Below are 23,962 nucleotides of genomic sequence, written 5' to 3' on the forward strand. Positions count from 1 at the left end.
AAAACATTAATTCAAAGTCAACTCGAACAGTGGATCGATGGCCTTCCTAGTTATATCAAGGCTTATTTGCCGATATCACTCTGCGAAAGTTGAGTAATATATTTTAATGCGGTTTGTAATTGTAAATCATTTTCTTCCTTTTTCACTGTTTCGATGATTTTAAGCTCAATTCTCTCCGCCGTTTTCGAATCAATTTCACCCGTAACCTTTAATTTATTTTGTATTTGAAAGGCTTTAACTGCTTTCACTGTTTGATCGCTAAAATATCCATCTGTTCTCCCAGGTCCATATCCTAATCCCTTCAACATTTCCTGAGCATTTTTCACTTGATCATTATTCATTTCCTTTTTTAATGGTTGATCGATTTGTAATGGATGAGCATAAAAATAATTTGGTTGTTTCACTTTAATGGTCGGTTTAATCCCCTTATGATGAATCCAATTGCCGTCAGGAGTTAACCACTTATAAGTCGTTAATTTAATATTACTTCCATCTCCCAATGGAATCGATTGTTGAACCGTACCCTTTCCGAATGTTTTCTGCCCAATTAGTGTATGGTGACCGGCTTCTTTTAAAGCACCAGCTAAGATTTCTGAAGCAGATGCACTACCTTCATCTATTAAAACAGTAATAGGATACTCTTTCCCTTTCTTTTTCGTTGAAGAGAATGGAACTTTAGCTCCCGACCGCTCCTCTATTTGTAAATAAGGCTTATTATCAGAAAGCAACTCTCGTAAGATTTCCTCCACACTCGGCAAAAGTCCCCCAGGATTTCCACGAACATCAATGAGTAAACCTTCAATCTTCATTTCTTCTAACTTTCTTAATTCATGTGTAAAATCCTTCCCTGTCTTTTCTGCGAATGAAGTAATTTGTATATACCCTATTTTTTTCTGATCCTCACTTTTTATCTTTGCGTAAACCGTATCGATTGGAATTTTGTCCCGCTTCACTTCTACATTAATCGGCTTTGAAAGTCCTTCCCGCAAAATACTCAGTGTAACAGTTGTTCCCTTTTTTCCACGTATGAGCTTTGTTGCTTTAAACACATCATATCCCTGTACATTTTTCCCATTAATTTTAATAATTTGGTCATGTGGTTTTAGTCCTGCTTTTTCCGCAGGGGAATCTTTAAATGGAGATACGATTAATATTTTCCCTTCCTTTTCGGTTATTTCTGCACCAATCCCTTCAAATGAAGATTCCAATGAATCATTAAAATGGTTTACCGTTTCTGCATCCATATAGACAGAATAAGGATCTTCCAACGCTGTTAACATCCCCTTAATAGCCCCTTCTACAAGTTGACCACTTTTAATCTTTTCTACATATTTATCAGAAATTAAATCATAAGCTGTTTGTACCTTATGAAGTTCGTCTGGAAGTTTGTACGACTCCTTTTGTTGTTCATTAGGGATTACCATTTGCTCTTGTCCATCTAATGTTTTCACTCCAACATACGTTCCGCCCGCACCTGTGAGAAAAGAACAGGCAGCGACTACAGCAATCCATCTACGCTTCATTAAGGTTGTCCTCCCCTTGCGTCTATATATGCAAATTCTTATCCTTGTCCAATTTTCACGAATAAAAAAATACAACTAAAAAACCCAACTCTTTTCATACAACATTTATATGTAAGAAATGAACACGTTATGATGCTTTTTTTATTACAAAAGCGGAGGCGCCTGTTCATCGGCGTATGAATTTCGCAGTCTTTGACTGAGATAAAGGAAACACGGCGAGGAACTCCACGAGCCGATGTTGACTCATCGTATTCCTAACCAATAAAAAAGAATAGCCATCGTCTGACTATCCTCATATATCCATATTATTCCATTTCACTCACTGCATTCTCCATCAGTTCTTCATCCATCGGTCCTACAATTTTTTGATAGATCGTTCCATCTGTTTGGATCATATAGGTAGTTGGAATCGTAAACGCTTGGTAACCTGGGCCAATTTCACCTTCTTCATCCAGAGGAATGGGGAAGGTCAGGCCATATTCCTTTACAAAGTCTCGAATCTTTTCAATCCCTTTATCATTTTTAGTTAAATTAACCGCTAATATTTCTACATTTTGGTCTTGCGCCTGTGACTCATAATAATTCTGCATATGTGGCATTTCTGCTTTACAAGGAGGACACCAGCTTGCCCAGAAATTTAAGATTACTTTTTTCCCGCGGTAATCTTTTAAAGATACCGACTTTCCATCTAGTGTATTTAATTGGAAGTTTGGGGCTACACTCCCCACTTCTAGGCTATTTTCCATTAATTTATCTCGATCCTCCATTATTTCAACAGTTGGATTTTCCTCTTTTTCCTTTGCAAACTTTTCCTTAGAATTATTCACGATATTCACAACCACGATCCCTAAGAGGAACAATATTAAAATCAAGCCAAAAATCTTTTTACTCACCCGTTTCCCTCCCTTTTATATACGAAAATGATGATAACCAAGAAGACGACATATGTTAGAGCAGTGATTGAAGTTAATGTCCCCTTCATAGAAAAAATAAGGAATTGAAAGAAGATTAATAACACAATGAACTGTGTGAGCAATCTTCCCTCACGTAGCTTTTTCCAAGAGAGTAAAATAAATACGCTATTGATTGCAGTCTGGATAATAGCTACTACAGTAAAATCTTGATTTAGTATGGAGGAAAACCCTTCATATAAATAGATTATAAGCCCACATGTGAAGATGAGATAAAGGCGATCTTCTTCCCACTTTCCTTTCATACACAAATAAATGATCACAACTATAATCGCGAGCCAATATCCTTTCATTCCTCCATTAAAATATAAAATGGATAGTGGATAGGCGATCACATTTTTAAAATCAAATAAAATCACACTAAATTTCCAAGTGATAAGAAACAAAAATACAGCGTTTGCATAAAGGTCCTGGAAAGAGGAGTCCCGAGCAATAAACTTTAATAGGAGCCCAATGATTAAGAAAGTGACTAATAAGGCAATCCATGAACCTGGAATGGTTAAAGAGCCAAAATTGTACCACATATATATTTCCTTTTGCGAATTTTACTCAAGGGGAAATCTCCCTTCTCATTAAAGGTAACATGAACCACCTTTATTGAGTATAGTCAAAATGATGAACATTTTTCTCCTGTTTTCATACCTATTTGGGTATATCATAACGAAATATTGTTTTAGAAGTCAACCTTTTAACCCCTTATTTAACCCTAGAAAAAAATAAAAAATGGGATATCCAATTATGATATCCCATTTTCATCATCATTTTATACTTAGCAATAAGCTGCTCCAACAATGATAAGAAGGATGAATAATACGACGATTAAAACAAAGCCACCACCGTAACCACATCCGTAACCGCCTCCATAACCTGCACCGCCGACATAGTTATTTTGACCACAACACCAACCAAATCCCATAATATTAGCCTCCTTTTAATTTAAAATTGGATTAGTATCCTCCACCTACATAAGCTGCACCGACAATGATTAATAGAATGAACAGGACAACGATCAACGCGAAACCTGCTCCATAATTTGATCCACTCATGAACAACACCTCCAATTTTGTCTACATTAGTACTGTATTCAGGAGGAAAAAAGATGGTAAGGGCAAATGACTATATTTTTTTAATTAAAAGTCGGGGAACAAACAGTCGTAAGTCTCTCCAAATAGTATTGAACATCCTTATTAAAAAAAATCTTTTCTCAAGACAGGTAGTGGAATTATTTACAAAAAAAAAAAAAAAGACAACCCACGTAGAGATTGTCTCTTTAACATAATAAAAAATTAAAAGTTTATATATTTAGTAGGGTTAACCGCATTGGATTTTGCCATATTCCAAGGACCTTCGTGGATTTCAAAATGTAAATGTTGTCCATAAGATTGTCCCGTATTCCCCATATATCCGATGACTTGGCCTTTTGAAACATGTCCTCCTTGAACAACACGTTGTGACATATGTGCATACACAGTTGTAAATACTTTTCCATTGATGGAATGAGAAATGAAAATAGCGTTACCATATGATGAAGAGTAATATGAACGAATCACAACACCATCTGCAGCTGCTACAATCGGAACACTTACACCATTCGCAATATCGATTCCTTTATGATCTCCTAAGTCACGAGCTCCAAAGCCTGATGATACTCTTCCTGCTGCTGGACGAGTAAATGTACCAGAAGAAACGGCAGGTACATCATGGCTGAATTGACTTGGAGTAGACGGACGACTTGAAGAACCAGGTGCAGTATAGGAAGGTTTAGCTTGGTTTTTCTCAGCTTGGATGGCTTGTTTAATCGCCATTTCTTGGGATTTCAATAGATTTTCTTCTTCTTCAAGGCTAAGCTTATCCTTTTCAATTGATTTTTCTTCTTTTTCAAGTTTCTTCATGATCGCATCTTTTTCAGCCTTTTTCTTATGTAAATCAGCTTTTAACATTTCAAGCTCTTGTAACATTTTTTCTAAATTATGAAGTTCGTTTTCTACCTTTTCTTGATTTTCTTCTAATTTTTCCTGATCCCGTTTCTGCTCTTCCATAATTGTTTTATCCGCATTGACTAAAGTTGTAACTGCGGTAGCACGTCCAATAAAGTCACTAAAGCTATCCGCTCCTAATACCACATCAAGATAACTTGCAGATCCACCATTTTTTTGAATGGAACGAGCACGATCCCTTAATACTTCTTTTCTTTCCGCAATGCGTTTCTTTAATTGTTCAATTTCGCCCTTTAATTTTTCAATTTCCACTTTTGTTTCAGAGATTTGTTGTTCTTTTTCCCGTATGTTTGATTCAGCATCACTTACTGCTGAATCAATTTTTTCCATTTCAGCCGTAATTTGATCTTGTTCTTTTTGAATTTGATTTATTTTATTATTTTTTTCTTTAATATCGTTATGAATATTGGAACGTTTATTTTCGATTTGTGATTGTTGATTCTCTAAATCTGATAGTTTGGAAGCGAAAGCCTCGCTTGGAAGTCCCAACGTTCCCCCAAACCCAAGTGAAGCAGCTAACGCAACCGATAGCATAACCTTTCTTTTCAACGGTAAAACTCCTTCCATTAAAACTACTTACAGCAAAAGTATTTATATTTTCAAGAATTTACGTACAGAAATAAAACTACCCCACATCCCAATAAAAGCACCGATCAATAATAAAATCGAGCTAACTTGAAGAACAAATGGGAAATAATCAAGCATTTGAACAAAATGACCTTGTAAACGAGTGGCCATTGCATTGGAAATAAAATTATAACCGACTGTAACCACAATAATTGGGATAATAGAACCTAATAATCCTAACCAAAGTCCTTCAAGGATAAATGGCCAACGAATAAACCAGTTTGTTGCACCTACTAATCTCATAATTTCAATTTCTGTTCGTCTAGCAAAAATCGTGATTTTAATCGTATTAGAAATTAAAAACATCGCAGTAAACAGTAATCCAATAATTAGAACCAATCCGACATTTCGGCTTGTTTCTAGAAAACGAAACAGTTTATCAACCTTTTTCTCACCATAGATTACTTTTTCCGTATAATTAAACTTCTCTATTTTTTTAGCCACTTTTGGTGTATCTTGGGGGTTTTTTACCTTAACGATAAAAACATCATATAAAGGATTGTCTTGTTTAAATAACTCGAAATCCTCCCCCATATCTTTGATTAATTTTTGAAGTTCCTCTTTCTTGGATGAGTATTTGATGGATTCTACTTGAGGAAGATTCTTTATTTGTTTTTTCAAAATATCTTTCGCTTCATCTGTAGCTGACAGTTGAATATGAACACGGATTTCAACATCTTGTTCAATATCATTGGCCACTTTGTTCATATTAAATAAAATGACCAGAAACACACCGACTAATAATAATGTGACAGTGACCGCCGAAACAGATGCAAAGGTCATCCATCCATTACGACGGATGCTTTTAAAGCTTTCCCGGAAATGACGCTGGATCGTATTAGCTTTCATATCCGTAATCACCTCGCTGTTCATCACGTACAATCTGTCCATTTTCGATGGCAATCACACGATGTCGAATCGTATTAACGATGTCTTTATTATGAGTAGCCATCACAACGGTTGTCCCTCTTGAATTGATTTCTTCAAAAATATTCATAATATCCCAAGATGTCTCTGGATCTAAGTTACCTGTTGGCTCATCCGCAATCACCACTTTAGGGGTATTGACGATCGATCGTGCAATCGACACACGTTGTTGCTCACCACCAGATAATTCGTCAGGAAACATTCTCGCTTTCGGTTTTAATCCAACTAGCTCAAGAACTTCCATTACTCGGCTTTTAATATTTTCTGGCGTTTCTTCTATTACTTCCAACGCAAAAGCCACATTTTCATAGACAGTTAGTTTTGGCAAAAGTTTGAAGTCTTGAAAAATGACTCCAATATGCCTTCTTAAAAAGGGGACCTTGTGATCCTTCAAAGTCGATATATTCATTCCGTTAATTAAAATCGTCCCTTTTGTTGGCTTTTCTTCACGATACATCATTTTTATAAAGGTAGATTTCCCTGCACCACTAGGACCTACCACATAAACGAACTCACCTTTATTAATCCGTACATTAAATCCATTAACGGCCATAACTCCATTTGGATACATTTTTTGGACATCCTTCATTTCAATCATTTGTAACCACCTAATCTATAAAACTTCTTTTTTTGTCAATAGGAGAAAAAATGTGGGTCGTAATTTGTAGAAAAAATAGGTTTTTTATCGATTCAGAACCCAAGACACATTATAACATTGAATAGGTCAATATTAATGGAAAAGTATATTACAATTTCATTTCAACGTTGTAATAATATTTCAAAGGTTAAAAGCTTGTCGAATGGAGCCGAATCTAAACGTGGGCAACATTGAAAATTTTGTCGTTTCTTGACAATGAAAAAAGACTGACTTTTTAAAGTCAGCCCCGTGATTTTTTACCTATTTTTTATTTCTATTTTATTTTTTATTTGCTAACCATTCTGCGATTTGATCAGCTTCATCGCCTTCTACTACGTTCGCTGGCATAGCGCCCTTACCATTTTCTAAAACATTTAAAATTTCATCTTTACTCAATGTAGATCCAATTTTATCTAATGCTGGCCCAACTTGACCTTTTAGGTTTTCCCCATGGCAGCTTAGGCATTTGTTATCATAAATCTTTTGTGCATCTCCAGCATCAGCTGTTTCAGTTGTGTTTGTTTCATTATTATTTGCAGGTTCTTTCTTAGTATCATCTGTCGCATCTTCTCCGCCCCCACAGGCTCCAAGCGCTAGGGATGATCCTAGTAGTAATGCAAGTAACTTTTTCTTCATCATACATCCTCCTCAGAAAATAGTTCATACACGAGTAAATTATACCAGTTTTGTGCTTTTTTGAAACCCTCTTCAAGCACCTTTGATTTGTCCATTTTGACAACAAATGCCGGTGGATCAATCATTTTCACTAGTTGTTTCAATTTTGTGAACTCAGTTTGATCAACGACATACGTCATAATAGGACTCCCATCATCAGTATAATCTCCGTATGCTGATAGTTTTGTCACATCATGGTCAATTTTATACAAAATTATATAGCGAACTTTTTCATAATAATTGGCAATGATCCTCACCTTTTTGACTTACTTCCACTCAAATAAGGTCCATCTAATCCCATAAAGACTGTTAAGATCATATAGATGATTCTTCATATCCAAGACAAAAGTTTGACATCCCCCTCACCCTATTAATTAATACCATAGATTTTCTTAGTGAAATATTTGTAAACTTATGGACACATTCGAATCTGAAACCACACCAATTTACCGAATAAAAAAACTAATAACGAGAAATTTCTCGTAAAACAACCCGATATATGAAAAAGAAATATCCCTATACAATCATTAGCAAAAAATTCGCACCCATTGATAGAAGACAAACTTCCATCCTAAAGCTCCTTGTATGTAAAATAAAAGCCATATGATTAACAAATTATAAAAAATGGATTCTATATAAGTGTATCAACCCTCACAAAAATTATGTAAAGAAAAGCGAAGGCAACTTTATAGCGGTGACAAGCAAATGAGCGACCTTGGCGTGGCGCTTTTTGCCACAGAAAGGGCGATCATTTGACCTCGAACCGCTAGGAGCCGTAGCTAGACCAAAAAGAGCCTTCCATCTTGGAAAGCTCTTTTTTCACATGATTAGATACGAGAGCGTAAGTAAGCATTAATAAATTGGTCAATTTCACCATCTGTTACTGCATGGACGTTCCCAGATTCTGTGTTTGTACGATGGTCTTTTACCATGGAATACGGATGGAAAACGTAGGAACGAATTTGACTGCCCCAGCCAATTTCTTTTTGTTCCCCACGAATTTCAGCTAACTCTTGCTCTTGTTCTTCAATTCTCTTCTGATAAAGTTTTGCTTTTAACATACTCATTGCCTGTTCCCGGTTTTTAATCTGAGAACGTTCTGACTGGCATGTCACAACGATATTGGTAGGTAAATGAGTAATACGTACAGCAGAGTCAGTTGTATTAACATGCTGCCCACCGGCCCCACTGGAACGGTATGTGTCGATTTTTAAATCTTCTGAGCGAATGTCAATATCAATTTCGTCATTAAATTCCGGCATCACTTCACAAGAAACGAAAGAGGTATGACGGCGACCTGAAGAATCAAAAGGTGAAATCCTAACAAGACGATGGACCCCTTTTTCCGCTTTTAAATATCCATAAGCATTATGCCCTTTAATTAGTAGGGTCACACTTTTAATCCCCGCTTCATCTCCTGGTAAATAATCCAATGTTTCAACTTTAAACCCTTTTTTCTCCGCCCAACGAGTATACATTCGAAGTAAAATAGAGCCCCAGTCTTGCGATTCAGTCCCACCAGCACCAGGATGTAGCTCTAATATTGCATTGTTTTTGTCATATGGTTCACTTAAAAGAAGCTGTAATTCATAATCATTCAAACGCTTCATTAATTCTTGTAGTTCTGCATCCAATTCGGCATGTAGATCTGCATCATCTTCTTCTTTCACTAATTCATGAGTTAATTCAAGATTTTCCTGTGTTTCAAGTAAATCCTTATATTCATTTACAAGATCTTTTAAACCATTGGCTTCATTAATGACGGTTTGTGCCGCTTGTTGATCATCCCAAAAACCTGGTTGCAACATCACTTCATCTAATTCAGCAATTCGTGCCTCTTTATTCTCTAAGTCAAAGAGACCCCCTAAAGTCCGCTAATTTCTTAGCCGTTTTATCTAGTTCATTTCTAATCTCAAATAATTCCATGTTTTCACTCCTACTTCTTTCCACTTGAATGTTTTACCAAAATTATGATCATAAATTGAAGATTTGTGTATTTCTCAAGGGGGGTCGCCTATTTCCCTTTAGCTTTTGCATATTTTCAGGGAAATTTGCATATTCCCCAAGATTTATGCATATTTCCTGAGATTTTTTGCACGTCTCAATAATTTTCTCGTAAAATTAATTGGTTATTTTTCCACAACAATTTTTATATTTTTTCCCGCTTCCACATATGCATGGATCATTTCTACCGACATTCACTTTTTTACGAACAGGTTGTTTTTTTGGTTTTTCACCGTCTTCTTTCGGGTTCACCGCTTGGCCTTTCGCCACTTCCTGACGTTCTAAATTATTTCGGATTTCTGCTTTCATAATATATTTGGCAACTTCTTCATTAATCGCCGCCACCATTTCTTCGAATAAGGCAAAGCCCTCATTTTGATATTCGCGTAGTGGATCATTTTGCCCATAAGCACGTAAATGAATTCCTTGACGTAGCTGATCCATCGTGTCAATATGATCAATCCATTTTGAATCTACTGCACGAAGAAGAATAACTTTCTCGAACTCGCGCATCTGTTCTTCGCCAAGTTGCTCTTCCTTTTCATTATATCGCTCTGTTACTTTGGCAAAAATAAGCTCTGATATTTCATCAGGTTCTCTTCTCTCAAAATCATTAACGGAAAGATCCCCTTCAATAAGTAAGTTCGCATGGCAATAGTCGACGATTCCTTGTAGGTTCCATTTTTCTTCATCTTCACTCAATGAAGCATGAGAAGAAACCACTTGGTCAATGACTGTTTTGATCATTTGTTCAATGATTTCACGCAAGTTTTCTGATTCTAATACTTCATCTCGTTGTGCGTAAATGATTTCACGTTGTTGTCGTAATACATCATCATATTGAAGCAAACGTTTCCGGGAATCAAAGTTATTTCCTTCCACCCGTTTTTGAGCAGACTCAACGGCGCGTGTGACCATTTTACTTTGGATTGGTTGAGAATCATCCATACCAAGTCTTTCCATCATCGATTTCATATTATCTGATCCGAAACGACGCATTAATTCGTCTTCCATCGATAGGTAGAATTGAGTTACCCCTGGATCCCCTTGACGACCTGAACGTCCACGGAGCTGGTTATCAATTCGGCGAGATTCATGGCGTTCTGTTCCAATTACAGCTAGACCACCAATTTCTTTTACTCCTTCGCCAAGTTTAATATCCGTTCCACGACCCGCCATGTTGGTCGCAATCGTGACGGCCCCTTTTTGGCCAGCTTCTGTAATAATATCTGCTTCGCGACCATGGTTTTTGGCATTTAATACGTTATGCCGGACCCCTCGTTTTAGTAAAAGCTTCGAGATTAGTTCTGAAGTTTCAATCGCAACTGTCCCAACAAGCACAGGTTGTCCTAATTGATGGCGCTGATGGATGTCATTGACGACTGCATTGAACTTTCCTTCCATCGAAGCATAAATTAAATCAGGACGATCATCACGCGCAATAGGTTTATTCGTAGGGATGACAATAACCCGCATATTATAAATATTACGGAATTCCTCTTCTTCCGTTTTGGCTGTCCCTGTCATTCCTGATAGTTTCTCATACATCCGGAAATAGTTTTGGAACGTAATCGTAGCCATTGTCATGCTTTCGTTCTGAATTTCTACGCCCTCTTTTGCTTCAATCGCTTGGTGTAAGCCATCACTATAGCGACGTCCTTTCATTAAACGACCGGTAAACTGGTCAACAATGATAATTTCGCCTTCTTGTACAACATAATCCACATCTCGGTGCATACTAACTTGTGCTTTTAATGCTTGACCAATATGATGGTTTAATGTGACATGGGTTAAATCGAATAAGTTTTCGATTCCAAAAGCCTTTTCCGCTTTATTAATCCCACTTTCCGTTAGTAATACCGCTTTTGTTTTTTCATCGTACGTATAATCCTCATCTTTTTTCAAAGTACGAGTGAAGGCATTCGCTTGAATATATAGCTGTGTGGACTTTTGGGCTTGGCCTGAAATGATCAGTGGTGTACGTGCTTCATCAATAAGAATGGAGTCGACCTCATCTATGACTGCGTAGTAAAGTGGACGTTGTACTTTATGTTCCTTATACAACACCATATTATCTCGTAAATAATCAAAACCAAATTCATTATTTGTCCCATACGTAATATCAGCCTCATATGCCGCCTTCTTTTCTTCTTTCGACATACTGTTTAAATTTAACCCGACTGTTAACCCAAGAAATTCATAAAGTTGACCCATTTCAGTTGCGTCACGGGAAGCTAAATATTCATTGACTGTAATAACGTGGACACCTTTTCCTGAAAGGGCATTTAAATATACGGGCATGGTAGCTGTTAAAGTTTTCCCTTCCCCTGTCTTCATCTCGGAGATATTTCCTTCATGAAGGGCAATTCCCCCCATTAATTGCACTCGGAAAGGATACATTCCAAGAACACGGCGAGCTCCTTCACGAACAACAGCGAAAGCTTCTACTAACAACTTATCCAATGATTCTCCATCTTTATATCGTTGTTTAAAAATTTCCGTTTTTTCACGAAGCTGATCATCTGATAGTTTTTCCATTTCTGAACTTAGTGCTTCTATTTGATCAGCCTTCTTCTCCAACTGTTTAATTTCACGCTTATTTGGATCAAACAATTTATTTAACAATCCCATGAAATTTGAACGCTCCTTTTTTTACTTACTAAAGCACTTCCTGAATGAGAGCTTTTAATGAGAATTTAAGTTCTAATATAACACGATCAAAAACTCAAATAATTCTGTTCACTTACGTTATTTTCCTATCCCATATTACCATTATACACGTTTTCGTGACAACTAACGGCCACTAGTGTAAGCTCATTCTTGTAAAAAAACGTCCAACTTGATCCCACCAAAACGAATTCCGTCATTCCATCGTAAAAATGGCTTATTTCGCCTATTCCATCCTTTGTATGAAAAAAAGGCCCTTCTTAAAAGAGCCGTTACAATTAAACAGGTTTTGTTTCTAATTCCTTCGATTGTTCCACCTCAGCAGCCTCTTGTCCTGCCTTAAGTTGTCCTTCCAATATTTTTTCCATCTCATGTGCTCGTTTTGAAATGCTTTGAGCAGATACTTTGAATCGTTCGGCAAGCTGTGAATAAGGATAGGATGGAGATACAATATCGTAATCCCCCAAAATCGAATACATAGCTGCCACATAAATTTCTGGTTTCCGAATGGTCGGTTTCTTTTTATGACAATACATATTCCAAAGCAGTATTCCTGTTTCAATTCGCAAATCTTCCACATTTTCTTCTTTCATAAACTCTCTTAATTTTTCCGCTGTTTCCTTTTGCGATTCAGATTCCCAGGAAAGATCCAGTTCTTCTTTTTCCACTTTTTCAGTCTGATCCTGCTCGTTGTAGAGGTAAAAAATATCATTTAATAATTGCAAAAAGGAATGCTGATAAAACGGTTGTGGATCCTTAAATTCTGATTGTTCAAATTGATCCTTCAACCAACTTTTGGCTAAAGCCGTAAGCTGTGAATCATAATGAAAATCAATCATAAACAATGTATGCTCTTTTTCAAAAGGAAGAAGCGCTCCGAACATTAATACATCTTCTTCTTGATTATGTTCTCTTACAGCAATCGTATATAATTCATTTGTTAAAACATCTCGAAGTCGGAAGCTAGTTTTCTCACATTTCTCAATAATTCCCCCAACAAATGTTACATTTGGCCACTCAGCGAAAATACGTCTTGTACGTTCACGTGGTACCGAATCCTTTCTCATCTCGACAAATTGCTCTAAAATCGTTTGATGATTTCGATCCCGAAAAGAGGTAATATACCACACTTCAAAAGCAACTAAATATGCCCGGGGATCTTTGCGAAGTATTTCATAATCATGCATCATGACTTGAAAATGTTGTTTCATTTTGTAAGAATGCTGTTTTAAAGCATACTCTATTAATTCCCGTTGAAGATGCTCTAACTCTTCTAAAACTAAAAAGTGAATGGGTGCCCCTTCTATTTTCCCACAACATTTTTTATATTTTTTTCCACTACCACATAAACAAGGTTCATTACGGCCAATTGTCATCAATGAAGCCCCTTTCTATTTCTTTAGTTGATTGAATGACAAGCATAAGGGATAGTTCTTCGCTAGCGATGGTAAAAGCGAAAGCGACTGCCCAGGAGCAGCAAGTAAAGGAGCAGCCTTGACGTGGCATTTTATTGTCACAGCAAAGTTGCACTTTTGACCTCGGGCACCAAAAAAAATGTAACTGGGCAATATTGTATGTAAATGAATCCCCTCTCTATTTCACTTTCATGATCGTTTCTAGCGATAGAAACCCATTTAAAAAAACACGATTCTTGTATTATATCAGTCTATTTTATCTTAACACGCTAAATTTCCCCTTACTACCCATCTTCATCATACAACTTCTGTGAAAACACGACAAAGGCCGCCAAGATTTGGCAGCCTATCATTTAAGTTTCACTTTATCTTATGAAAATAGCCCCATACACAAGCGCTCCACTAATCACATAAACCGGATGGAACTTCCATCTTTCCAACATCAAATAACTAAGAATTGCAATGACGATTGTTTGAATCCACCCTACTCCCTCCTCGGATTTCAGTAAAAAGTCAAATGTTAAGACACCGAGTAAGACGGCGATGGTGGGCCGGACTAAATACGTCATTTTTTTCACTTTTGGCGACTCTTTATGTTTCATCAAAAGTCCTAACAAAGCGATCATTAATATAAGCGATGGGGCAATCGTCGCAAAGAGCGCAACGATAGAGCCTAATATTCCCCCTTGCATGTAACCGATGTACCCAGCCATTTTCGTTGATATAGGGCCTGGGAGGGCATTTCCCAGTGCCAAAACCTCACTGAACTCTGATGTAGTTAACCAACCATACCGGGTGACTACTTCATGTTCTACTAATGGAATAGACGAAGGGCCCCCGCCATAACCTAAAATACTAGGGATAAAAAATGCCCAAAAAATATGCCAATACTTCATGCAGATTTCTCCTTCTGCTCATTGCTTTTCTCTTTATATAAAAGGGCATACACAAGCAAGCCGATAATTAAAATAGCCGGATGGAGATGGAAGAACTCTAGCAAGATAATACTAGCTAGTATGAGCCACAATGTTTTTCCCCATCCTAATGTGCCTTTTGATTTTTTTACAAATTCCCATGTAAGGACTCCCATCATGACGAATACAACAGGAACAACTGCCTGGGACATTCCGTAAACCCATGGACGGTCTTTATAAGCATTGAGAACCGTTAATAATAAAATCATCGCAATGACGGTCGGAACTACAGAAGCAAAGATTGCGATACACATTCCGATATAGCCACTCACTCGATAACCAATATATCCTGACATTTTCGTATTAATCGGACCTGGTAGTGCATTGGCTAACGCTAACACATCAGAAAACTCATCATCATTCATCCATTTAAAATTTTCAACAACTTCTTTATGAACTAGGGGAATAGACGAAGGTCCTCCACCATATCCAAGTATTCCCGAACGAAAAAAGGCAATAAAAATATTTATATAAGTCCTCAAGCCAAAATCACCACCATTATTCTAATAGTACATTTTTCAATATGAGGGGATAGCTGGGAGAAATGGAAATTCCCCCAGCTATGTAAAAACATTATCGTTACCAAGCGGCAATCGATCCATCTGTTCTCGATTCTGTTCCGCCAAAGAGTACACCTGTTTTAGTGTCTCTCCATATGATTTGCCCTCTACCAAATTTGGCGTTATCAACATTTATTTGTATATCATGCCCTTTTCTAACTAAAGCTTCCGCAATATGTTTCGGAAAATTCATTTCTACCATAATCTTTTTTCCTTCAATCCATTGCCAACGCGGGGCATCAAGAGCTGCTTGGGGATTTAAGTGGAAGTCAATCATATTTGTTATCACTTGGAATTGGCCCTGTGGTTGCATATATTCTCCCATAACTCCAAAAGGACCGATTGCTTCACCATTTTTTGTGATGAACCCTGGAATAATGGTGTGATACGTCTTTTTATGTGGAGCTAGGCAATTCGGATGAGTTGGTTCTAGTGAAAAATCGTATCCACGGTTTTGCAAGGCAATTCCCGTTCCCGGTATGACAATCCCTGATCCAAATCCTTTGTAATTACTTTGAATGAAAGAGACCATATTTCCCTCATGATCAGCAGTCGCTATATAGACTGTTCCGCCTTTTGGTGGACAATAAGGTTCAGGCATGATAGCAACTTGATTGATTTTTTTCCGTCGTGTACTTGCAAACTCTTCAGAAAGCAATGTTTCAACTGTAAGTGGCATACAGTTTTCCTCCGCAATAAATGCTTTGCCATCCGTGAAAGCAAGTTTCATCGATTCAATATGTTTATGATATGTATCCACTGATTCCTTTTCATAAAAATCGAAACCTTTCGCGATATTTAATGCCATTAGAGCAACAAGCCCTTGTCCATTCGGAGGAATCTCCCATACATCATATCCCCGGTAATGAACCGAGATAGGCTTTACCCATTGGGGATGATAGATGGCTAAATCTTCCTTTGTAAGGAAACCACCGTATTGCTCTATATATTTACTCATTTTCTCAGCTATTTCCCCACGGTAAAAGCTTTCACCATTCGTCTTTGCAATCGACTGTAGAGTGCTTGCATGGCATGGGGAACTCCACATTTCACCGATTTCCGGAGCACGACCGTTCGGAGCAAATATATCAAACCATGGCTTGAACTCTTCCGAAATCAAACATTCCTTATAACTTACAAATGCTTCATGCCAATTCTTCCCTAATACAGGTGTAATTGGATACCCCTCTTTAGCGTAACGAATGGCTGGCTCCAGTACTTCGGAAAATGGCAATTTCCCAAATTTCCTCGATAGCTCTGCCCAAGCAGATGGGGCACCTGGAACCGTAATCGGAACCATTCCATGCATCGGCATTTGTTCATATCCCTTTTCCTTCACTGCTTCAACTGAAATGGATGATGGAGACGGTCCACTAGCATTTAACCCGAATAATTCCCCCTTCACCCATACAAGCGCAAAAGCATCTCCCCCGATCCCGTTCGATGTGGGTTCAACGACGGTCAATGCTGCGGCAGTTGCAACGGCGGCATCAATTGCATTCCCACCCTTTTTTAACATATCTAACCCCGCCTGTGCCGCCAAAGGTTGTGAAGTAGCCACCATTCCATTGCGAGCAATCACTGTCTGCCTTTGCGAAGGATAAGGCTGATATAAATAATCAAAGTTTTTCATCGTTATCTCCCCCTTGTACAAGACATTCATCCCCCGATATTAGCCTTATTATATCGATTATTCCCCCTAGTTAGAAGAGAAAACTGAATATTCCCTCAAAAGCGGAAGCGCCTTGCACATCGGCGTACGGATTTCGTAGTTTCCGACTGAGATAAAGGAAACACAGCGAGTCGGTTTTCCGAGCTGATGTTGACTTATCGGAGGGAGAAAACGGAGAAATACGCTAGACGATAGGCGCTGAAGCTGGATGAACAAAAGCGGAAGCGCCTTGTCCATCGGCGTACGGATTTCGCAGGTTTCGACTGAGATAAAGGAAACACAGCGAGACGGTTTTCCGAGCTGATGTTGACTTATCGGAGGGAGAAAACGGAGAAATACGCTATAGATGTAAAAAAAAGCAAACCTTATCCTCTAAGGCTCGCCCTATGTTGTTCTTAACAATTTGATCTTGGTCCATTTCGGAGAACAAGTTGTTTGAAACCAAGAAATTTAAATAAACCTACAACATATTTCTCAGATACCGTCTTTAAGCGCGGGTCAATGACCGTTTGGATCCCATCAATTTCTTCAATCCTATCATTTGAACGTGGTTCATCCAGAACCACGGAAATCATTGGCCCTCCTCAACCAACACCTGAAACAGCTACACGCAACACTATTTCCCGTTTGCTTTTTTGGATTTTTTCACGAATATATTTCTGAGCATCTTCTGTTATGATCATCATGAATCACCTCGCATTCTTAACATATACCTATATAGGTATAATACAAAAGAATGATGCTTTTCTCAACTTAAAAGACGAAATCATTTTCCTTTAGTTTACTCCGCTAAAAAAGAAAAACCCTGCAAGCATCTAATTGCAGAGATTTCCAAACATTCAATCGGCCTTTATTTTTTTAAAATCACTTAGTTGGTTTCGATTAAGCCGTATTTTCCATCTTTGCGTTTGTATACGATATTTGTGTTATTAGAATCAGCGTCTGTGTAAATAAAGAAATTATGACCGAGTAGATTCATTTGAAGAATCGCTTCTTCACTGTCCATCGGTTTCAAATCAAATTGTTTTGTACGGACGACTGGAAGTTCAGTCTCTTCTTCTTCTGCTGCAGCTCCATTCACTGTAGCAAATAATTCTTTCGTACTTCCTTGTTCACGGAATTTACGATTAACCTTTGTTTTGTGTTTACGAATTTGTCGTTCTAACTTATCAACGATTAAGTCTATTCCTGCATACATATCTTCATGACGCTCCTCTGCGCGTAAAACAAGATTTGGAAGAGGAATCGTTACTTCTACTTTAGATGTTTTATCAGTATACACTTTCAAGTTGACGTGTACATTTGCGTTAGGAGTTTCATTAAAATAACGCTCTAATTTTCCAATCTTTTTCTCGACGTATTCACGAATCGCCGGAGTTACCACAATGTTTTCACCACGAATGTTATAGTTCATAATGTAAACTCCCCCTTAACTTAAGTACTATACTTATATATTCTGTTGTTCCCTTTTAAAATCCTGCTTATCCCCTTAAAATAATTTGTCGTTTTTTTTACAAAAATAGGTCAAAATGTTGAACAGGATCGAATGATTAAATATAATTCATCTTCATCACCTTTTTCAGGGCTATCCCCTCTTATGCTTCAAGCCTTCCTCTATGGTTTCCCCTTCAGTTGGTCCACATCTATTCCTTTTTTATCAAAAAACTTCCAGCAAAAAGAAGGAAATTCCTAATTAATAATGTATACTATAGTAATAGTAAATTAGAAGGAGGATTTATGAATGAGTGTTATTAGTGGTGTCGGAGAAGGCCCTGTTTCGCAATTTGTCATGCTAAATAAACAAAACGCAGAACAAGTAATTCAAGAGCAAATCAAAGAAGTGGTAGAGGACCCAGCGAAGCGAATTAAAGAACTACAACAACCCTCCCCTTTTTCACAATTTTTAGATATAAAAATATAAAGCACCATTGGATTTAAGGTGCTTTTTTTATATTTTGTTTTTCTTAAAGTACATGTTCCGGTAATGTCGGTAACCATCTTTCCACATAGAATATAAATGACATACGTATTCTTCAATTTCATCAAGAAGGGCGAAACTCTTCTCTACATTCGCTTCAATGATTTTGCGGTGAATAAAATCATACAAAATGAATAAATTTTCCCCTTCTTTTTCTTCTAAATTCACCATTGCAGCTATTTCCAACATGATCTGCTGTGCCTTTTTTAATTGAGAATTGATGTCTCCTATATCATCAGCCATCATAGCTTCTTTTGCTTTTTCAATCGTTTTCATGCATTCCTGTAAAAGCCTAATCGTCCATTCTACAGGTGAAGTCGTCGAAGTCTTTGTTTGATTATAAATATTGATCACTTTTTGTTGTCTCATTTCTCACCCCGGTTTATCCTTAAAGATTATCCCCTTCCATTTTCCTTAAAAAAATGCTTAAAATGACGATATTAACAATGACATAATTTTTCCTAGAAAGAGGTGATGACATTGAAAATCCAAAACCAAACCATGATCGCATATTCTGTCAATCGTTACCAAAGAAACGACAAAATGATTGGAAAATCCATTGAGAAATTATCCTCTGGCATCAAAATAAATCGAGCTAATGATAATGCATCTGGGCTCGCCATCTCAGAAACGATGCGTGCTCAAATGCGCGGAATCTCCCAAGCACAAAGAAATATGCAAGATGGACTATCCGTCTTACAAGCTGCAGACGAAGGTCTCAGTCATGTGAATGGATTATTACAAAGAGCCCGCGAGCTCTCCGTGATGAATGCTAGTGATACACTCACACATGAAGATCGACAAGCTAGCCAAATTGAACTGAATCAATTAATGGAAGCAATAAATGATACTGCAGACAAACTTGAGTTTAATACGAAGAAAATTCTTGGGGAAAATACTCCTCTTGAATTAATGGTTGGATCCAATCCTGGGCAAAAAATCACAATAAACCTTATGGATGTTAGTACAGAAGCACTCGATTTACAAAATGTCTCCTTATTAACCCAAGAAAATGCAGAACAGCTCATAAAGAAAATGGATAAGGCCATTACAACGATCACGGGCCATTTAACGAAAATCGGCTCGTACTATGAAGCAGTCGAACATCATATTAAAAATGCCATAGTATTCGAATCAAACTTAACGACATCTATTTCCATGCTAAAAGACACTGAGATGGCGAAGGAAATGACCCATTATACGAGTTTAAGTATTCGTCAAAAAGGGGATCAACTATTAGTTGCAGAGGTCAATAATAGCGTAAAAGAAATCTTGAATTTATTATCTTAGTATGTTATTTCTCGATGAAATTCAAGAAAATGTGGATCATTCATACTCGGGAGAACACGACTTTATGCGTAAAGCCGTGTTCTTTTCCTTGATCTATTATTGCCTATTTCGTCATTTAGAAACAAATATTTTCTAATTCCTCCTGTCGTAAAATACCCCATCTGACTGAAGGGATTTATAGGGATTCACATACTTTTGAACAGAGGTTTTCTTTTTCTTGACCTCTTGCATATCAGCTTGAATTTGCAAACGAATTTTTTTTAGATGTCCATCCAAAAGACGGTTCCATGCCATTATTTGTTTTCCCATCCGTTCTTCCTCTACCGTAAATGGTGGCTGGATTTTAGGAAGCAGATCCTCTCTTTTCTCCAACAGTCTTTCAATCTCATCCAAGATTTCTTCCCGTTCCGTTTCGTCGATAGGTCTTTGGACAAGGTCAAGCAATTGTTTTGTAACAATCAAACATTCTTGGACGACTGACATTAAATTTGGCCACCTTGACCATATTGTTGCTTGCGATTTAGCTGAATGACTTGTTTCCAAGTATCACGAAATTCTATCACAAGCTCCTCCACCTCATGTAAGATGGCGAGATCATTTTTTAAATTCGCTTCAATGAGACGGCGATTCATATAATCATAAAGTGACATCATATTTTTAGAAACTTCCACATCCATATTTAACGTCACCATTAATTCAGATACGATATTTTGTGCCTTTTGGATATTCGTATTTTTAGATTCAATATTATGATCTTCTATCGCTTTTTTCGCTTGATGAATAAACTTTAAGCAACCATTGTATAGCATAAGTGTCAGTTCACCTGGTGATGCTGTTGTTACCGTGTTGTTCTTGTATGCTTGATATGGATTATTTAAGGCCATTTTTTATCGTCTCTCCTTTAAATTTTACAATTTACCAAATTACATACCGCCGCCAAACTGCTGCATTAAATACATCATTTGTTGATTGGAACGTTGTATCGCTTTCTCCATTGCATTGAATTGTTTCCAGTAGCGATCTTCTACATACTTTAAGCGATCTTCAAAGCTCTCAATTCGATCTCCAACATTGTTCAATTCCCGTCCAATGGCAAATTGATGATTCACAGAAAATGATTTTCCTGCTTTCTCGTTTAATTGATCCATCGTTTTGCTAACCGTATCATAAAGGCGATGAATCACTCCTTTTTGAGAATTTGTTGCACCATCCCCTCTAAAGAAGTTTTCAATTGCCTGTGGATCTTCTTCAATCGCTTTTTTCAATTTTGCTTCATTAATTTCAAGTTTACCACCCTCTAAATAATTGGACGTGGTCGTAATTCCTATTTTGGCAAGCTGATTAAATAATGAAGCCCTATCGTTTAACACCGGCTGTGAGAAATCCATCCGCATTTGGGTGAGTATACTACCAAGTATTGGATCGCGGCGAAGCAATCCGCTTTTCGCTTTTTCCTCCCATTGTTCCTGCTGTTTATCCGAAAGTTGTTCCCGCTGTTCATCCGTTAGGGGCTTGTATGAGCGATATCGTTCCTCACTTGTCTTTTTCTGAATTTTATCAATGATCTCGTTGTAATTTTTCACAAATTCCTTAATGTTTTCGAATACCTTTTCACTGTCGTTATGGATGCTGATCGATACAGGCGATATCGTTGTATCTGTTATTGAATCAAACGTTTGTTTTAAAGTAAAAGTCACACCGTTCATTTCAAAAGTGTTTGAATGTCGATTTGTTTCCAAGCCATTGATCGTAAATTTTGCATCCTTCGCTACTTGAGTTACAGATGCTTCGCTAAATCTTAAAACATCTCGTAAAAAGCTATTCGAATCATCCGCAAGATTTAATAAAATTTCGTCCCCCTTTTTATTAAAATCTCCCGTTTCATTTCTAGTCATAGTCATCTGGCTTGTGACATCGTCATAAAACATCGTGACACCTAGACTTGAACTATTGACTTTATTGACAATTGTATTCATGGAGTCTCTTCCGTCAATTAAAAAGGATTCGTACCTTTCCCCTTTGGAAGTATGAGTTTCCATGGACATCGTGGTGTATTTTGCATCATCAGATTTATATGTTATTTCTAGGCTGACCGTTTCCTTTGAACCATCGGGCAAGAGAATACTTTTACCTTCGTCAGTAAATGTAATTTTCCCATCCGGGTCTAAGGTGCCAAGTTTCTTTCCATCTTTTGAGATTTCCCCATTACTGACTGTTAAATCGCTGATATTCTCTCCATTTTTCAACTTTAATGTAACATCTGCTACATTCCTATATGATAATTTCCATTCATTCGTATCCTTGCTTAATGTTAAGGTTTCAGTTTTCGTTTCAGAAATATATCCTACACGGACAATGCTATCTTTTGCCAACTCATGATTAAAGGTGAGTTCCCCCGTAGTGGAATCAATCATCACCTCTTTTAAATTCGAGCCTTCAGAATTTGAAAACTCAGACACAACCTTATACCCTACACCATTTACTGTGACAGTCCAGTCGCCAATACTATCCGCTTTTATATTTTGCAATCCTAAGTCCATTTTTTTAGTTGCCGATGTCGTATTTTTTTGTTTACTTTGAACAAATCCGTCTTTCCACATCCCACTAACACCTTGATAGGTAAACGAATCTTTTTGTTTGTACAGCCCTTTGGTAGCATCAAATTCTTTATCATTGGCAATGATGCTCCCTCCATTTCTCTTGGTTTCAGCAGTCGCTAATTGCGAAACTTGCGAAATAGAATAAGAAGATTGTCCAGCAGCGCTAGTTGCTGTTGCTGTCACATATGATTCATTTGTAGATGAAGTTGTTCGCACTCGATAATTCGTTGTTAGTTTCATTTGAGTGAGCTGGGAGCGAAAATCTAATAGAAGTGAATTTATAGACCGATAATCATCTCGCTGCCATTCTAATATTTGTTTCTTTTGTTTTAATTTATCAAGCGGCATTCTTTCCGCTTTCATTAAGTCCTTAACAAGTTGGTCAATATCCATCCCACTTGCTAAACCACCTATTCTCATCTTTACAACTCCCCTTATATTTTTTTATCTACTAATAAGCCTAAATACTCCGTCATGGACGCATATAAATCTAATAATTTCTTGGGTGGAATTTCTTTTATCACTTCGTTCGTTTGATCATCCACAATCGCTACATAGTATTCTTGCAATTTTTCATGGAATTCGAATTTTAAATGAGTATTAGAAGGTTTTAAAAATTCATTCATACTATTGATGACTTTATCAACCTTTTCCTTTGACTGTGCTCGTTGAAGTAGATCCTGTTGTTCAGCTATTTGCTCTTTCATCTTAGCTGTGATTTCCAATTTTTTCACTTGTACATTCGCGAGTGGATGTATAGGATTTGACACCTTCTCCAACATTTTGCAAAGCCTCCTTCAGCTTACATCTCTATTTCTTTTATCGGTAAAATAATAGGATTGTTTATAGTGAGCCCTTGGAAAGGAAAGGGATATATTGTTGGACATATCAATAGGAATAAAAAAAAGAACCTACTAATGTAAACTTTTGTTTGGGAGGCTCCATATGGAAAGGTTTGCTGGAATAATAAAGGATATTTCTTGGGGTTAACAACTAAAGGAAAGAAAGTTTTGAGGTGTCTTGATCTTTTTGTCTTTGCAAGCGCTCCACTTCTACCTCTAATGTGTAGAGACGTTTGTTTAATGCTGATGTTTTCACATCAACATGCTCGATTATTTTATCTGTATATAACCCAATACTTTCTATCATGTTTTTTTGGAAACGTTCCTGACCCTCTTTCAGTCCAATAAGTTCATGACGCATTTCCTTTTGTTGCTCTTCTAAATTCATTTGGCGAATTTCTAAGTTTTCTTGCCTTTTTTCGAGGTTTTTCTGTCTATCCTCTAGGTTCTTTTGCCCCTCTTCAATTTTCCCCAGTCGAGTATTCACATGTTTCATTTCTTGCAAAATTTGTTTTAACGTATTCTCCACTTTGCGACCTCCTTTCATCTTTCCCCCATTATAGCATGACTATTTTTTAGAAACGATAGAGTGATTTTTTTACA

The 23,962-nt window shown here is 37.2% G+C and carries 24 protein-coding genes and 2 pseudogenes; 2 read left to right on the forward strand and 24 right to left on the reverse strand.

Features of this window, described 5'->3' with window-relative positions; all coding sequences use genetic code 11:
• Positions 1–62: 62 nt before the first annotated feature.
• The 18 genes and pseudogenes from J2S13_RS06320 to hpf all read right to left on the reverse strand — a co-directional run bounded on the left by J2S13_RS06320 (position 63) and on the right by hpf (position 18,063).
• On the reverse strand, positions 63–1,523 hold the full coding sequence (locus J2S13_RS06320; protein ID WP_307256886.1) for a S41 family peptidase: 1,461 nt from the start codon (positions 1,521–1,523) through the stop codon (positions 63–65).
• Between the two features lie 305 nt (positions 1,524–1,828).
• The gene (locus J2S13_RS06325) at positions 1,829–2,416 is read right to left on the reverse strand and encodes a redoxin domain-containing protein (RefSeq protein WP_307256887.1); all 588 of its coding nucleotides are present in this window, start codon (positions 2,414–2,416) and stop codon (positions 1,829–1,831) included.
• Positions 2,413–3,018 (reverse strand): hypothetical protein, encoded by a 606-nt coding sequence (locus J2S13_RS06330; RefSeq protein ID WP_307256888.1) that lies wholly within the window; start codon positions 3,016–3,018, stop codon positions 2,413–2,415. The genes J2S13_RS06325 and J2S13_RS06330 overlap by 4 nt, the downstream gene beginning before the upstream one ends.
• A gap of 245 nt (positions 3,019–3,263) precedes the next feature.
• Positions 3,264–3,338: pseudogene (locus J2S13_RS06335) on the reverse strand (YjcZ family sporulation protein); the annotation flags it as partial.
• Between the two features lie 103 nt (positions 3,339–3,441).
• On the reverse strand, positions 3,442–3,540 hold the full coding sequence (locus tag J2S13_RS06340) for a YjcZ family sporulation protein (RefSeq protein WP_307256889.1): 99 nt from the start codon (positions 3,538–3,540) through the stop codon (positions 3,442–3,444).
• Positions 3,541–3,780: 240 nt separating this feature from the next.
• Complete coding sequence (locus J2S13_RS06345) at positions 3,781–5,040, reverse strand: murein hydrolase activator EnvC family protein (RefSeq protein ID WP_307256890.1); 1,260 nt, start codon at positions 5,038–5,040, stop codon at positions 3,781–3,783.
• Positions 5,041–5,082: 42 nt separating this feature from the next.
• Positions 5,083–5,967: a permease-like cell division protein FtsX gene (ftsX, locus tag J2S13_RS06350; protein ID WP_307256891.1), complete on the reverse strand. Its 885-nt coding sequence runs from the start codon at positions 5,965–5,967 to the stop codon at positions 5,083–5,085.
• A complete protein-coding gene (gene ftsE, locus J2S13_RS06355; protein ID WP_307256892.1) occupies positions 5,957–6,643 on the reverse strand; it encodes a cell division ATP-binding protein FtsE in 687 nt (228 codons plus the stop codon). Before ftsE ends, ftsX begins: the two co-directional genes overlap by 11 nt.
• A 318-nt stretch (positions 6,644–6,961) precedes the next feature.
• Positions 6,962–7,318 carry a cytochrome c551 gene (gene cccB, locus J2S13_RS06360; RefSeq protein ID WP_307256893.1) on the reverse strand — a complete coding sequence of 119 codons (357 nt, stop codon included), beginning with the start codon at positions 7,316–7,318 and terminating at the stop codon, positions 6,962–6,964.
• Positions 7,318–7,620: pseudogene (locus J2S13_RS06365) on the reverse strand (DUF2179 domain-containing protein); the annotation flags it as partial. The pseudogene J2S13_RS06365 and the gene cccB, both read right to left, overlap by 1 nt.
• 564 nt (positions 7,621–8,184) lie before the next feature.
• Positions 8,185–9,283, reverse strand: a protein-coding gene (gene prfB, locus J2S13_RS06370; protein ID WP_307256895.1) for a peptide chain release factor 2 whose coding sequence is annotated in 2 segments (ribosomal slippage) — positions 8,185–9,219 and positions 9,221–9,283 — 1,098 coding nt in all. Because the reading frame shifts where the segments join, the coding sequence is not laid out codon by codon here.
• Positions 9,284–9,478: 195 nt separating this feature from the next.
• On the reverse strand, positions 9,479–11,992 hold the full coding sequence (secA, locus tag J2S13_RS06375; protein ID WP_307256896.1) for a preprotein translocase subunit SecA: 2,514 nt from the start codon (positions 11,990–11,992) through the stop codon (positions 9,479–9,481).
• 314 nt (positions 11,993–12,306) lie between these two features.
• Positions 12,307–13,404 carry an SEC-C metal-binding domain-containing protein gene (locus J2S13_RS06380; RefSeq protein WP_307256897.1) on the reverse strand — a complete coding sequence of 366 codons (1,098 nt, stop codon included), beginning with the start codon at positions 13,402–13,404 and terminating at the stop codon, positions 12,307–12,309.
• A 404-nt stretch (positions 13,405–13,808) separates the two neighbouring features.
• A complete protein-coding gene (locus J2S13_RS06385) occupies positions 13,809–14,339 on the reverse strand; it encodes a chromate transporter (RefSeq protein ID WP_307256898.1) in 531 nt (176 codons plus the stop codon).
• A complete protein-coding gene (locus J2S13_RS06390) occupies positions 14,336–14,899 on the reverse strand; it encodes a chromate transporter (protein ID WP_307256899.1) in 564 nt (187 codons plus the stop codon). Before J2S13_RS06390 ends, J2S13_RS06385 begins: the two co-directional genes overlap by 4 nt.
• A 97-nt stretch (positions 14,900–14,996) precedes the next feature.
• Entirely contained in the window at positions 14,997–16,610 is a 1,614-nt protein-coding gene (locus J2S13_RS06395; protein ID WP_307256900.1) for a gamma-glutamyltransferase family protein, read from the reverse strand.
• A gap of 434 nt (positions 16,611–17,044) precedes the next feature.
• Positions 17,045–17,224 (reverse strand): hypothetical protein, encoded by a 180-nt coding sequence (locus J2S13_RS06400; RefSeq protein WP_307256902.1) that lies wholly within the window; start codon positions 17,222–17,224, stop codon positions 17,045–17,047.
• A gap of 293 nt (positions 17,225–17,517) precedes the next feature.
• Positions 17,518–18,063, reverse strand: coding sequence for a ribosome hibernation-promoting factor, HPF/YfiA family (gene hpf / locus J2S13_RS06405; RefSeq protein WP_307256903.1), 546 nt, complete (start codon positions 18,061–18,063; stop codon positions 17,518–17,520).
• 327 nt (positions 18,064–18,390) lie between these two features.
• On the opposite strand from hpf, the gene J2S13_RS06410 reads away from it, so the two are divergent.
• Positions 18,391–18,570: a hypothetical protein gene (locus J2S13_RS06410; RefSeq protein ID WP_307256904.1), complete on the forward strand. Its 180-nt coding sequence runs from the start codon at positions 18,391–18,393 to the stop codon at positions 18,568–18,570.
• 27 nt (positions 18,571–18,597) lie between these two features.
• On the opposite strand, the gene fliS (J2S13_RS06415) is transcribed toward J2S13_RS06410, so the two are convergent.
• Complete coding sequence (fliS, locus tag J2S13_RS06415) at positions 18,598–18,996, reverse strand: flagellar export chaperone FliS (RefSeq protein ID WP_307256905.1); 399 nt, start codon at positions 18,994–18,996, stop codon at positions 18,598–18,600.
• Positions 18,997–19,101: 105 nt separating this feature from the next.
• Between fliS (J2S13_RS06415) and J2S13_RS06420 the strand changes: the two genes are divergently transcribed.
• A complete protein-coding gene (locus J2S13_RS06420) occupies positions 19,102–19,917 on the forward strand; it encodes a flagellin N-terminal helical domain-containing protein (protein ID WP_307256906.1) in 816 nt (271 codons plus the stop codon).
• A gap of 132 nt (positions 19,918–20,049) precedes the next feature.
• Here J2S13_RS06420 and fliT read toward each other — a convergent pair whose 3' ends face one another.
• The 5 genes from fliT to J2S13_RS06445 all read right to left on the reverse strand — a co-directional run bounded on the left by fliT (position 20,050) and on the right by J2S13_RS06445 (position 23,888).
• Positions 20,050–20,400 carry a flagellar protein FliT gene (gene fliT, locus J2S13_RS06425; RefSeq protein ID WP_307256907.1) on the reverse strand — a complete coding sequence of 117 codons (351 nt, stop codon included), beginning with the start codon at positions 20,398–20,400 and terminating at the stop codon, positions 20,050–20,052.
• The gene (fliS, locus tag J2S13_RS06430; RefSeq protein WP_307256908.1) at positions 20,400–20,801 is read right to left on the reverse strand and encodes a flagellar export chaperone FliS; all 402 of its coding nucleotides are present in this window, start codon (positions 20,799–20,801) and stop codon (positions 20,400–20,402) included. Before fliS (J2S13_RS06430) ends, fliT begins: the two co-directional genes overlap by 1 nt.
• Positions 20,802–20,840: 39 nt before the next feature.
• A complete protein-coding gene (fliD, locus tag J2S13_RS06435) occupies positions 20,841–22,937 on the reverse strand; it encodes a flagellar filament capping protein FliD (protein WP_307256909.1) in 2,097 nt (698 codons plus the stop codon).
• Between the two features lie 14 nt (positions 22,938–22,951).
• Positions 22,952–23,299, reverse strand: coding sequence for a flagellar protein FlaG (gene flaG / locus J2S13_RS06440; protein ID WP_307256910.1), 348 nt, complete (start codon positions 23,297–23,299; stop codon positions 22,952–22,954).
• 211 nt (positions 23,300–23,510) lie between these two features.
• A complete protein-coding gene (locus tag J2S13_RS06445) occupies positions 23,511–23,888 on the reverse strand; it encodes a hypothetical protein (RefSeq protein ID WP_307256911.1) in 378 nt (125 codons plus the stop codon).
• Positions 23,889–23,962: the final 74 nt, after the last annotated feature.

Source organism: Oikeobacillus pervagus (assembly GCF_030813365.1).
GTDB classification, from domain to species: domain Bacteria; phylum Bacillota; class Bacilli; order Bacillales; family DSM-23947; genus Oikeobacillus; species Oikeobacillus pervagus.